Source organism: Koromonas soli, assembly GCF_059726265.1.
The window spans coordinates 2,047,943-2,059,717 of the sequence record NZ_AP040872.1 but is presented as its reverse complement, the minus strand read 5'-3'; the positions used below and the strand labels follow the sequence as shown (position 1 = coordinate 2,059,717).

At 57.9% G+C, this 11,775-nt stretch carries 12 protein-coding genes; 7 read left to right on the top strand and 5 right to left on the bottom strand.

Annotated elements, in window-relative coordinates; all coding sequences use genetic code 11:
* Positions 1–31: 31 nt before the first annotated feature.
* Complete coding sequence (locus tag AC6IY8_RS09010; protein WP_497778462.1) at positions 32–523, bottom strand: hypothetical protein; 492 nt, start codon at positions 521–523, stop codon at positions 32–34.
* A 228-nt stretch (positions 524–751) separates the two neighbouring features.
* Here AC6IY8_RS09010 and AC6IY8_RS09005 point away from each other — a divergent pair, with 228 nt between their 5' ends.
* Both AC6IY8_RS09005 and AC6IY8_RS09000 read left to right on the top strand, forming a co-directional pair.
* Positions 752–1,489 carry a uracil-DNA glycosylase gene (locus tag AC6IY8_RS09005; protein WP_497778461.1) on the top strand — a complete coding sequence of 246 codons (738 nt, stop codon included), beginning with the start codon at positions 752–754 and terminating at the stop codon, positions 1,487–1,489.
* A 332-nt stretch (positions 1,490–1,821) separates the two neighbouring features.
* Complete coding sequence (locus AC6IY8_RS09000; RefSeq protein ID WP_497778460.1) at positions 1,822–2,943, top strand: Ig-like domain-containing protein; 1,122 nt, start codon at positions 1,822–1,824, stop codon at positions 2,941–2,943.
* 529 nt (positions 2,944–3,472) lie between these two features.
* Here AC6IY8_RS09000 and AC6IY8_RS08995 read toward each other — a convergent pair.
* Positions 3,473–5,176, bottom strand: coding sequence for a glycosyltransferase (locus AC6IY8_RS08995; protein ID WP_497778459.1), 1,704 nt, complete (start codon positions 5,174–5,176; stop codon positions 3,473–3,475).
* A gap of 2 nt (positions 5,177–5,178) precedes the next feature.
* Positions 5,179–5,484 carry a DUF3467 domain-containing protein gene (locus tag AC6IY8_RS08990; RefSeq protein ID WP_497778458.1) on the bottom strand — a complete coding sequence of 102 codons (306 nt, stop codon included), beginning with the start codon at positions 5,482–5,484 and terminating at the stop codon, positions 5,179–5,181.
* 159 nt (positions 5,485–5,643) lie between these two features.
* On the opposite strand from AC6IY8_RS08990, the gene AC6IY8_RS08985 reads away from it, so the two are divergent.
* On the top strand, positions 5,644–6,408 hold the full coding sequence (locus AC6IY8_RS08985; protein WP_497778457.1) for a phenylalanine 4-monooxygenase: 765 nt from the start codon (positions 5,644–5,646) through the stop codon (positions 6,406–6,408).
* A 61-nt stretch (positions 6,409–6,469) separates the two neighbouring features.
* Here the strand turns inward: AC6IY8_RS08985 and AC6IY8_RS08980 are convergent, their stop codons facing one another.
* Both AC6IY8_RS08980 and AC6IY8_RS08975 read right to left on the bottom strand, forming a co-directional pair.
* Positions 6,470–6,838, bottom strand: coding sequence for a DUF6632 domain-containing protein (locus AC6IY8_RS08980; RefSeq protein WP_497778456.1), 369 nt, complete (start codon positions 6,836–6,838; stop codon positions 6,470–6,472).
* Between the two features lie 88 nt (positions 6,839–6,926).
* Complete coding sequence (locus tag AC6IY8_RS08975) at positions 6,927–7,430, bottom strand: hypothetical protein (RefSeq protein ID WP_497778455.1); 504 nt, start codon at positions 7,428–7,430, stop codon at positions 6,927–6,929.
* A gap of 154 nt (positions 7,431–7,584) precedes the next feature.
* Between AC6IY8_RS08975 and gluQRS the strand changes: the two genes are divergently transcribed.
* The 4 genes from gluQRS (at position 7,585) to AC6IY8_RS08955 (ending at position 11,711) form a co-directional block, all read left to right on the top strand.
* Positions 7,585–8,430, top strand: a complete 846-nt coding sequence (gene gluQRS / locus AC6IY8_RS08970; protein ID WP_497778454.1) for a tRNA glutamyl-Q(34) synthetase GluQRS — start codon at positions 7,585–7,587, stop codon at positions 8,428–8,430.
* A 123-nt stretch (positions 8,431–8,553) separates the two neighbouring features.
* Positions 8,554–8,805 (top strand): 4Fe-4S dicluster domain-containing protein, encoded by a 252-nt coding sequence (locus tag AC6IY8_RS08965; RefSeq protein ID WP_497778453.1) that lies wholly within the window; start codon positions 8,554–8,556, stop codon positions 8,803–8,805.
* 171 nt (positions 8,806–8,976) lie between these two features.
* Positions 8,977–10,581, top strand: a complete 1,605-nt coding sequence (locus AC6IY8_RS08960) for a c-type cytochrome (RefSeq protein ID WP_497778452.1) — start codon at positions 8,977–8,979, stop codon at positions 10,579–10,581.
* A complete protein-coding gene (locus AC6IY8_RS08955; RefSeq protein WP_497778451.1) occupies positions 10,581–11,711 on the top strand; it encodes a hypothetical protein in 1,131 nt (376 codons plus the stop codon). The genes AC6IY8_RS08960 and AC6IY8_RS08955 overlap by 1 nt, the downstream gene beginning before the upstream one ends.
* Positions 11,712–11,775: the final 64 nt, after the last annotated feature.

Sequence of the window (11,775 nt, the reverse complement as noted above, 5' to 3'; positions counted from 1 at the left end):
CAACCGTTTTCCTGTTTACTTCTGCCTGGCCTTACCGGGGCGAAGTCGTCGTAGTCGAGTCCGGCGTGGTCGTCGAAGAAGGCGAAGTGGTCGAGGGCGAGGTGGACGTCGTTCCCGTGCTCGTGCCCGTGCTGCTGCCATTCGGGTTGCTCATCGAGCCAGGGTTGGAACTCGTGCTGCCGGTACCATAAGTCGCGTTGGTGCCGGTGTTGGCCGAACCCGTGCTAGCGCCAGCCGAGGTGCCATCGGCACTTGGTGCGGTGCTCGTCGTTCCGGTCGTGCTTCCGCCCGTCTGGCCGTTCAGCGTGGTGTTGTTCGACGGTGTGCCCTGGCTTCCAGCGTCGCCCACGTTGCTACCCGGCATCGTGGAGGAGGTACCGCTCTGGGTGGTGGATTGAGTTGACTGTGTTGACGTGCTCGATCCTATGCTTCCGGCTGCGCCCGTACCTGATCCGCTTGATGATGTTTGAGCGAACGCGAATGTGCCGAGTGAAAGTGTAGCGACGAGTAACAGTTTCTTCATGTTCAGAAATCTCCCTGGGTCGTTTCTCTACGGCCCCGTTTAGAACTTTCGAAAAGTGGCGTGCTTATACAGATGAGATTTCCTTCTCAGGCGTTGGGCTCAATCCAGCAGCCGCATTGGATTTTCGGTCCGGTCACTCACATTGGCGCTCAATCGGCCTTTTGATGACTCTGGCCCGACTTGCTGGCGCAACTGGCCCGTCACTCTTCACTGTCGTATATTTCTCGCGTGCCCGCGAAATCGACTTCCGAAAACTCATCGAAACCGCTCAACCCCCTCGTTCTTCTCGAAACCGAGGTCATCAACTGCTTCCGCTGCCCGCGTCTGGTGGAATATCGCGAGCGCATCGGTCGTGAGAAGCGGCGCGCCTACCTTGATTGCGAGTACTGGGCAAGGCCGGTACCCGGCTTTGGGGATCCCGCCTCCCGCGTGCTCGTCCTGGGCCTAGCTCCCGGAGCCCACGGCAGCAATCGCACGGGCCGCCCGTTCACGGGAGACGCCTCCGGCAACTTCATGTATCCCATACTTCACCGTCTTGGATTCGCCTCGCAGCCTACGGCAACAGGCCGCAACGACGGCCTTACGCTACACAATCTATGGATCACCGCCGCCGTCCGCTGCGCACCTCCGGACAACAAGCCGCTACCCTCCGAAATTACCAATTGTTCCGAGTACACCGACCGCGAGCTTCATCTGCTCAAGCACGTGAAAGTTGTCGTCGCACTCGGCAAGATTGCTTTCGATGCGTACCTTGACGCGCTGCGCCGTCAGCAGGTCATCCAGCGCAAGACCGGTTACACCTTCGGTCACGCTGCCGAATACTTGATTCCCAACGGTGTCACGCTTCTTGCCTCTTACCATCCTTCCAACCAGAACACCGCAACTGGGAAACTTACCGCAGCAATGTTCCAGGATGTCTTCTTACGTGCGCGTGAGCTGGGCAAATCCAGCAGTGACTTTGAATGATTCTCCGCGTGCATATATTGTGTGTTTCTAGACAGATTTCACTAGAGACCATGGTGTGAGTTCCACGGCAGGGAATCGGGCGGTCCCACCACCCGAGTGCTGACGGTGGCTCCCACCCACGGAGCCCTGCCATTTTGAGAACTCGGTAAGCAAAATCCGCAAAATTCAAAACCCTGGCGACCGGGAAACATTTGCGTCGCCCAACCACCGCACGGCAGCGGCCGTCTGCCACTGCCCATTTCAGTCATGAACCGGTGTGCAGCTCAAGTGTTCTCAACGCGCACGTGAACCGCACAGCAACCGCATTCGTGAACGAATCGATGGAGGAAACCGTGAAACATAACAACACACATTGGCTTCAGGCGGCCGCAGCCGTCTGCATCGTCTTCACGCTCGCTGCTTGCGGCGGAGGCTCCAGCCACCAGAACGCCGCCGTACCCGCCACCACTGCTGTATCCGTCACTCCTCAGGCTGCAACCGTTACTCACGGAGCCCAGCAGCAGTTCAGTTCCTCGATCGCCAGCGCTGTCGCATGGACGGTGGATAACGTTGCCGGGGGCAATACCGCCGTAGGCACCATCACTGCCGCGGGACTCTACACCGCTCCGACCTCTAACGGCACGCATACCATTACGGCTATCAGTCAGGCCGATCCCAACCAGGTCGCTACCGCCAGCGTTACGGTTGCCGCGACCGCGACCACCTCGACAGGAGGCTCCACGACAGGAGGCAGCAGCGGTACTACTTCCTCCAGCGGCGGTTCCGGCTCTTCCGGAAGCAACGGTGCCTCACAGAGTTCCAATAGCAGCGGCAAGGCGCCTACGTTTACCAACATCGATGAGATGGGTGGCTGGAGCAGTTGTGGGTCCTGCGCCGGACAGGGCGGTCACGGGCCGTCTGTTCCGTATTCGTTCTCGCAGTATGTCAACTCGCCGTCAATGGACGGCAAGTCCGCGCACTTTTGGATTGGCGGCAAGACTTCGTTTGGCAATGCTCTCTGGTGGAAGGAACTTCAGGTCATGCCCGACGCTACGCATTTTATCTATGACCTGTACTTTTATTACACCAACGCTGGCGCTGTGCAGGCGCTTGAGTTCGACGCCAATCAGGCTGCCAATGGCCGCAAATACATCTTCGGCCACCAGTGCAACGTCGCGGCCCATCAGTGGGACGTCTGGAACACGGCTGCTGCCGCATGGGTTCACACCGGCATCGGTTGCTCGGCTCCGCCTACTTACCAGTGGAACCACCTTGTGCTTGAGTTCGAGCGCGTCAATGGACAGGAACACTTCATCGCCGTCACGCTCAACGGCAACAAGTCCTATATCAATCGCTCCTACGGCTCCAAGCCTGGCGGCGGCAACGAACTCAATGTCGCCTTCCAGATGGACGAAGCGAGCAACGCCACCAACTACGACGTCTGGCTTGACCGCGTGAACCTCACTGCCTGGTGAGCTGCTCTTCTTCTCGAGAGGGTACCCAATCCTTGGAGGGTGGGTACCCCCCCCTATATTTCCCGCCAAAAATTTGAAAACAGGTAACTTACGAAGAGTTCATTAGGAGGAGTGTGGGTTCTCCTAATTTCAGAGTAACACAATGGGGTGCGAATCCCATCAGTGGTAGTGGAGGTGTATCTCGTGTGTTCTCAGTCGATTAGGAAGTGTTGTGAGGTTTTTGGGGTTGACATGGTGCAAGGAAGGGTGCGAATTCGAGCGAAAGTGTGTGATTCGTGCGTTCCGGTTTGAAGTTTTTAAGTACTCGGAGAACATGAAGGGGCGTTGGTAGTTAACGGGGTGGTTAATGCGGTTGTTCGGGCGGCAGAGGTTAGTGAAATGGTAACGGAATCGAACAGTGCGGGTGCCCAACATATAAAAGGCGGGTAATGGTGGGGCAGGGTGAAGAGGGGAGGGGTCCCTCGCTTCGCTCGGAATGACACTGAACACCTTGAATTCGAACGATACGAGGAGCTTGAAAGGTGAAACGTTAGAACCTTGAAACCTTGACACCTTCGAACTTTGACACCTTGAAACCTTGATTTCTTGCATCCCTGATCTTGTCAACTTCGATCACTGCGACCCACTCTCCGTTCGTTGCGGCTTTCCAAACGATGCGCCCGTGCAGGATGCGCGCGATCGTCTGGGGCGGAAGATCCTGGTGGAAATCGAAGTAGCGCGTCTGGAGCCGAGTCCATCCGGGAATGCGTTGGAACAGGCCGCGCTGCGGTTCGAACTTGGTCGAGAAGGCCACGACAATGTCGAAGCTTTCCGGCTGTTGCGAGGCGCGCAGGACTTCTTCGGGCGTGAAGTTCTCGATGCGGACGACGCTATGCGGTTCGCGCACGTAGCCGAGGAAGGGACGATTCAGTTCATCCGATGCAGGCCACGCGGTCAGAATGCGGTCCTGCGGATAGTGCTGCTCGACATAGCTTGTGGCCTGCTGGTGCATGCGGACGAAATGTGTCCATGTCAGGTTGTCTTCCGGCGAGATGAACCATGGCGGATTGAACACCAGCGCGGCGATGAAGGCCACTGCGCAACCGGCAATCCAGAGCTTCCACTGCGGCGCATAGAGGCGAACAACGTTCGCCGCGAGCAGCACCGTCAAGGGGATCGCGGCGATCATGTAGCGCGCCAGCAGCGCTCCGCCGACGACGGAAAACTCGGCCACCTGCGCCAGCACTATCAGAACGAATAGCAGTTGCACACTCGGCGAAATCTGCCGGCCTCGATCGCCAACACCGTTCGGGTCGCTCATTTCTTGCTGCTGTCGGCGGAGGAGGGGATTACCAGCGTATGCGCTTGAGTCCTGCCCGCGTACGCTCCACCACAGCACCAGCGCGGACGCGGTGAGCACGAACAGATTCATGTATCCGGTTGCGTGCCACAGGCGCATGAGTCCGGCGAAAAGGATGCGCGTTGGCGTGACCGTTGCGCCCACGTTGTAGCGTAGGTAGTCGGGGTTGCCGAAGACGTGTCCGGTGCGGTGGTTGTGATACGCATACCAGGCAATCAGCGGCGCGAGAGAGAGCAGGTAAGCCGCACTGCACGCAACGGTTTCCCGTCGCAGGCACCATTTTGCTGCCCACCGCGGACGCACTCTGTAGGCGAGCACGCCGATCAGGTCGGCCCCGAGCAGCGTGAGAGTTATGGCGACAGTGGTCTCCTTGGCGACCGCTGCAAGGGCGGCGAATACTACGGCGCGCCAGCGCTGGCCACGGAGGTGCGCGTCGAGGGTCCACAGCACAAGGGCAAAGGCAGCGATGTCGAGCTGGGCCATCATGCACTGCGAGAACACGGTGGGCGAAAGCGCCGTGAGCACCACGGTGGCGATGGCCACCTCTGGACTCGCTACCCGCCGGGCGATGCGCCACAACGCAGTGAGACCGAAGGCAGCTACGAGCAGCATCGCAGTGCGGGTGACCAGAGGCGTGTAGGCGGTCAGCTTCCAGCACAGCGCCAGCCACACCATGACCAGCGGTGGATGAGCATTGGAAAGCGTTGTGTGGGGAATGAGGTCGCCGGTGAGAAGCAGATCGTGAGCGGCCGGGATGAAGTATCCGGCCTCATCCCAGAAGTAGGGAAGACGGAGCCAGGGCAGATGTGCCACCCACAAAGCGGCGAAGATGACGGCAAACCCCCACAGAGCCAAAACGGCTTGGGTGCGAGTGTGCGGGGGTCTCCCAGCCATGTTTAGTGAATCGGTCCGTTCTGCGCGAATTGCGGATCGATTTTGATTTCGCCGAAGGTCTGCTCGTAATTGAGAATGTTCTGGTGAAGCATGATTGCCAGCGCTTTGGCCTGCTGCGGGCTTAGATAAATTCCCTGAAAATTGCGCAGCTCAATGCCGGGACCGCTGCCCGGAATGGCCATGCCAAATGCCAGGAAAAAGTCCCACACACTCATCCGGACCTGCACGCTGTTGGAATAGCCTTCGCGGTAATCGTCCGAATTCTGGATTTGGATTTCAGGCTGTTCATTGTTATTCAGATTTGACATACGAGAGTCTCCGAAGACAGCGTAACAAAGTTCGCAGGGAATGGCACGAGCGTCTGCGGCGAGTGGTGGGAGCACTCGGAATTTCTGCTCTACTCATTGGCTGCGCGTGGCATCTCAGATAACGCATCTCCCGCTTGGGGAGATCACGAGAGGTGACCGATGCCGAGTATGGAGCACACCGAGCTGGTCGCGGCAAAACCATTTTTGATTGAGCAGGACTATTCCAAGTACACACCCGATCAGCATGTCCTCTGGAGCGAACTGGTCGCCCGCCGGATGGCACAACTGCAGCAGTGCGCGTGTCGGGAATATCTGGAAGGCTGGAACGCACTCGGGCTGGAGCAAAAGCAGATACCGCATTTGGCTGAGATCAGCCGGAAGCTGGAACAGCGTACCGGATGGAAGGTGCAGCCGGTTTCGGGATTCATGCCGTCGCGTGCGTTCTTCGAGATGCTGGCGAATCGACAGTTCCCGACAACGACATGGCTGCGCAGCCGTGAATCGATGGACTATATTCCGGAGCCCGATATTCTGCATGATGCGCTGGGGCACCTGCCAATGTTTGCCGAGCATCGATTTGCCGATGCTGTTGCAGAGTATGGACGGGTGTGCTTCTCGATGGACAACGAAGAGAAGCTGGAGCGCATGGGACGTCTCTACTGGTACACGTTTGAGTTTGGGCTGATCAGGCAGGACGGGCAAGTGAAGGTGTATGGCTCGGGCGTGGCTTCGTCGCAGGCCGAGTGCACGAACGTGATCACAGGGGGATGCGAGGTTTGCGATTTCAGCGTGGAAACAGTGTTGAACACGAGTGTCAAGGTGGACGAGGTGCACAAGCGGTTGTTTGCCATCAACTCGTTTGACGAAGTGATGGGCGCGGTACGAGAAGCGCGCGAGATCGTGGAACGAGCGAACGCTGCTTAATTGAGGCAGGACCGAGAAAGAAGGGGATCACGCATCGTGATCCTCCTTTTTTGGTTATGAGCTACGCCACACGGTTGAGAACGACTTTTGCAGACCGGCGTGCGGGGGCGAGCGCTACGAGGAGGACTCCGATGACAATCAGGAACGCTACTCCGACGAGTTCGCCGTGGGCGATTATGTGGCGAAATGCCTGGTAGCTCATGAGCGCTGCGTGAGCGAAGCTCGACCATGCTGTGAAAGCAATCAGGCTGCGATGTTCCGCCGGGGAGCGAACGGCCAAGAGCAGGAAGATTCCAAGTGTCACATAGAGGCTGAGCATCATGGACAACGCAGGCTCCTGCCGAATGAACAGCACCATGGGATAGGCCAGAGCTAAGAACAGTACTCCGACGAAAACCAAGACCACCTTCAACGCGCGCTCTCGATTCATGGCGTCCCCCTGAAGTTGTTTCAGGATACGCGCAGGTTGATGTAGGTGTTCCCAGACTCCGCCTCGAGAACCGGCCTTTGCTGGTCTGCTAAGGTGCAGGCGTTGTTGTGAGCTTCTTTACGTCGTTGAGGAGTGTGGCGATGCCTTGATCGAGGTCCTTCCGCTTGTTGGAGTCCAGTATGGCGCCGTCGAACTGCTCGTAGAGTGTCCAGAGCGTGATGTGCGTCTTTGGATCGATGAAGAGTAGTTCTAATTGGCGCCTTGTGCGTTCCCCCTCTTTCCGAAGAACGGTTGGGGCGACGGTGATGAACCGGAGTTCCAGTACGAGATCGGCGTCAGCCGGGCCGGGCAGGAGTTCGAAGCGTCCCAGCGATTTCATTCCCGCATAGAATTCGTCATAGGGCAGGGTTGGGGAAATGCCTTCCGAAGTTTCAACGGAACTCCCACCATTGGCGAGGAATACTTTGGTCGCAGCCAGGATTTGCGGTGGGACGCGGGCAGGCGCGGGGTCTTTCGTCCCGGCCAAGGATGCAGGGGAGAAACAAATAACGAAGGCCAGAGCGAGAACTGCTGCGCGAAGAATGCGATTCATAACTCCTCCTTCAAAGATCGAACAATGCTACTTCTGCAAGGGAACTGCAGGCGATGAATTTGAGTTAAGAAGGGTAACGCGGATGGGATTCCTCGGCTGGAGGGAGTCAATCCCAGAATGCGTTTGGCTGGCGAAGTCCATTTAGAATCTCGATGTGAATGCTGAGGGTTATCGCGGACGCATTGCACCGTCGCCGACAGGCTATCTCCATCTTGGGCATGCGCGTACGTTTTGGCACGCGTATGAGCGGGCGAGGGATGCGAAGGGCGTGTTGGTCTTCAGAAATGAAGATCTCGACGCGCAGCGGTGTCGTCCTGAGTATGTGGCCGGCATGTTTGAAGACCTGCGCTGGTATGGCATCGACTGGCAGGAAGGTCCCGATGTGGGTGGTGCGTACGGCCCTTACACACAGAGCGAGCGGCGCGAGTTTTATGTAGAGGCCTGGCGGAAGCTGTTGCGCGATGGGCGGATCTATCCGTGTGCATGCTCGCGTAAAGATCTGGCGCAGGCTGCGACGGCGCCTCACGATGACAACGATGAGCCGATCTATCCGGGAACATGCCGCGATCGTCGGATTGAAGCCTCAGCTCCGGCAGGGGTGAATTGGCGATTTCGGGTGCCGGATGGCGAAGTGATCGAATTTCAGGATGGCAGGATGGGGCGGCAGGCCTTCATGGCGGGGCGGGATTTTGGGGATTTTGTCGTGTGGCGGCGCGATGATGTTCCGGCGTATCAGTTGGCGGTGGTCGTGGACGATGCAGCGATGGGGATCACCGAAGTCGTGCGCGGGGAGGACCTGCTGCGTTCGACGGCGAGGCAGATACTGCTGCAACGCGCTCTGGGTTTAGCGACTTCGGCGTACTACCACTGCGAACTTATGAAGGATGAAAACGGCGTGCGCTTGGCGAAGCGGCACGATGCGCTCAGCTTGCGGCAATTGCGGGAGCGGGGACTTTCTCCGGGCGAAGTGCGGGCCATGGCTGAGAATTTGGACCGATGATCAAGAAAAGTGATTGAAATCACAGAGTCCGGCCCACCCCTGCGTTCTATGATTCACTTGCGCGCGGGCAGATCTTGGATTCGCATCCCCCTGAACCCGTTTCCGCGCAAGGAGAATTCAGAGATGGCCTACGTCATTACCGATACCTGCGTGAAAGACAACCTTTGTGCCGATGCCTGTCCCGGTGGCGCGATCCACCCCACGAAGGACGAAGCTACGTACGAGGCTGCTTCACAGCTCTACATCAATCCTGCAGAGTGCATGGATTGCGGCGCCTGCATCGCGGAGTGCCCGACCAACTCGATTTACGCTGCTGACGAACTGCCGGCCGATAAGCAGGACGCCGCGGAAAAGAACGCCGCCTTCTTCAACTAACCCGAGTAAGGGTTCGGAAGCGCTTGTGGCGCTCCAAAAAATTGATCTATTCATTCATCCCAGTGCTTTTGCCTGGGATGAATCTGTTTTGGCCAATCTTCGTTGCATTCAGCCGAGCTCCGATAGAAGATACAGAGGTAGTTATCCGTTTCGATTCAGGAGCCTCACCCCTTGAACTATCCAAACTGGCAACTTGCGATACCAGGCGGAATGTTGATTGCGCTGGTCGCAGTGCTACATGTCTTCGTCTCGCATTTCGCCGTCGGCGGGGGATTTTTCCTAGTAGCGACTGAGCATCTTGCGCGACGACAAAAAGACGCAGCAATGCTGGAGTATTGTCGCCGTCACTCGAAGTTTTTTGCTCTCCTCACGCTGGTTTTTGGCGCCATCAGCGGCGTCGGAATCTGGTTCACCATCGGATTGGTGAGCCCGGAAGCGACCTCAACCCTGATTCATACGTTTGTGTGGGCATGGGCGATTGAGTGGGTCTTCTTCTTTGTCGAGATTGCTGCCGCCATCATTTACGCGAATACGTGGGACAGGCTCGCAGCCCGCGAACACCAGATCATTGGGTGGATCTACTTTGTTGCGGCCTGGATGAGTCTGTTCATTATCAACGGAATCCTCACCTTTATGCTGACCCCGGGACGTTGGGTTCAGACTCAGAACTTCTGGGACGGCATTTTCAATCCAACATTCCTGCCATCGTTGGTAGCGCGAACGGCTGTCAGCTTTATTCTGGCGGGGATCTTTGGCTATGTAACCCTGCCGAGAAATGAGGGGCGCGAAAAGGTCGCTCGTTGGTCGGCGCTGTGGATGATTGTTGGCGCCCTGGTCCTGCCGCTTTCGCTGTGGTGGTACTTTGCCTGCATTCCCCGCTTTTCGCAGCTCTATCTTAATGGAGTGCTGACGGGAGTGAGGCATGCGGTGCGCGGGGGAGTCGGGTTTACGTTGCTGGCTCTGGTGATCGCACTGGTCTTCGGCGTGTGGAAGCCCCGCTGGATGCGGGCTCCTGTAGTGGCCGTGCTGGTGGTGTGCGGGTTGGGAATGATCGGCGCGGGCGAATATCTGCGCGAGTTTGTGCGCAAGCCGTGGGTGATCAACGAGGTCGTTTATGCGAACGACCTTCGCGCGGCGCAGATGGAGTCACTACAGCAGACCGGAGTTGGCAAGAACGCGAACTTCCTGCTGACGGATGAAAGATCAGGCGTGGGATACGGCAAGAACCTCTTCCAACTGCAATGCGGAAGCTGCCACGCTGTTGGGGGCTACCGCGGGATGAAACGCCGCGTGGATGGCTGGGATGCGGACTTTGCAGCCGATATCCTGCAACATATTCACGTGCTGCGTGGGACGATGCCTCCCTACGCGGGCGATGAACAGGATCGGAAGGCCCTGGGACAGTACCTGGCTTCACTGAACGCCGAGTGGAAGTTCAACATCACGGATGCGAACAGGCTCGAGGTGGGCGAGAAGGTTTTCGGCGCACGGTGCGGCCATTGCCACACGGTGAACGGGAACCTGCGGCCACTGCGAGGCGCTTTTGAAAATGCAACGCCACCGCAGGTGCAGGAGACTTTCCCGGCGCTGGACGCGATGAGCAGCAACATGCCGAAATTCAACGCGCCCGACGATCAGGCGCAGGCGCTGGCGTTCTATATTTCTCACGAGGCCAGCAAGCCAATGCCTCATAAACAGGGGCCGGGTGAGATGCCGACCGGAACGACGCATTCGCAACTTGTGCGGCCAAACCATTCCCAGCAGGAGGTGCGCTAATGCAGACGATTCCGATTCCGCGTGTCGATCCGTTGCCACTGCCCGGGCCGGTGTGGCTGTTTACCGCACTTCTGCTGGTGGTGTTTACCTTGCACGTGGTGGCCATGAATTCCGCACTGGGCGGAGGGATATGGACGCTCTGGAACTATCTGCGCGGCCGTAGCTCCGAGCATCCGTATTCGAGACAGCTCGCAAGCGAACTGTCACGCATGCTGCCGGGGTTTCTGGCGTTCACGGTGACGCTGGGCGTTGCTGCGTTGCTGTTTGTGCAGGTGCTTTACGGCAACTTCCTGTATACGAGTTCAATTCTGATTGGCTCGCTGTGGCTGATGGTGATTCCGCTGGTGATGGTCGCCTACTACGGCTATTACTACTTCTCGTATGTGGCCGGAAAAGGGAATGGAAGAGGCGCCTTCGTTCTGGCGCTTTCGGTTGTCATGCTGCTCAGTATCGCGTTCATCTTTGTCAACAACATGACGCTGATGCTCAGCCCCGAGCGCTGGCTCTCGATGTATCGCGCACATCCGAATGGATGGAGCCTGAATCTGGGCGACCACAGCCTGGTGCCGCGATACTTGCACATCGTCAACGGCGCAATCGCGCTGTTCTCGGCCATCCTGGCTGAGATTGGCATGCGCAGGATGAAGCAGGATGCGGGATACGGAAAATGGCTTGTACAGCGTTCGGCGCTGGTGTTTGCCGGATGTACGGGACTGCAATTCCTGCTCGGCATGTGGTTGCTGCTGGCCATCCCTCGCGAGATTGCGATGACACTGTTGCGCGACCCGCTGGCCGGCGCAGTTTTCGGCGTGGCACTGATCTCGGTGATCTCCGCGATGCTGCTGATCCTGATCGGGAGCCTTGCGGAAAAGCCCTCGCGGCTGGTGCATGCCGGTTTTGGCATGTCGCTGGTGACGTTGTTCCTGATGGTCTGCCTGCGGTTCCTGCTGCGGGTGGCCTACCTGAAGCCATACGCAAATCTTGACGCTCTGGCTGTGCGGCCGCAGACCGGAGTCATCGTGCTATTCCTGACCCTGTTTGTTGGAGGATTGGCGACGGTTGGCTACATGCTGTGGCTTGTAAAGAAGAGCAAGAAGGCACAGATTATGGCGCAGGCGTCGAGCATTTGATGTATATCCCTTAGAAGATGGGGCGGCGTAAGCGCCGCTCCATCTTTATGCACGAATATTCACG

Coding starts and splice junctions, on each gene's coding strand:
- AC6IY8_RS09010 (WP_497778462.1), bottom strand. CDS start 523: ATGAAGAAACTGTTACTCGTCGCTACACTTTCACTCGGCACATTCGCG.
- AC6IY8_RS08995 (WP_497778459.1), bottom strand. CDS start 5,176: ATGGCTGGGAGACCCCCGCACACTCGCACCCAAGCCGTTTTGGCTCTG.
- AC6IY8_RS08990 (WP_497778458.1), bottom strand. CDS start 5,484: ATGTCAAATCTGAATAACAATGAACAGCCTGAAATCCAAATCCAGAAT.
- AC6IY8_RS08985 (WP_497778457.1), top strand. CDS start 5,644: ATGCCGAGTATGGAGCACACCGAGCTGGTCGCGGCAAAACCATTTTTG.
- AC6IY8_RS08980 (WP_497778456.1), bottom strand. CDS start 6,838: ATGAATCGAGAGCGCGCGTTGAAGGTGGTCTTGGTTTTCGTCGGAGTA.
- AC6IY8_RS08975 (WP_497778455.1), bottom strand. CDS start 7,430: ATGAATCGCATTCTTCGCGCAGCAGTTCTCGCTCTGGCCTTCGTTATT.
- AC6IY8_RS08965 (WP_497778453.1), top strand. CDS start 8,554: ATGGCCTACGTCATTACCGATACCTGCGTGAAAGACAACCTTTGTGCC.
- AC6IY8_RS08955 (WP_497778451.1), top strand. CDS start 10,581: ATGCAGACGATTCCGATTCCGCGTGTCGATCCGTTGCCACTGCCCGGG.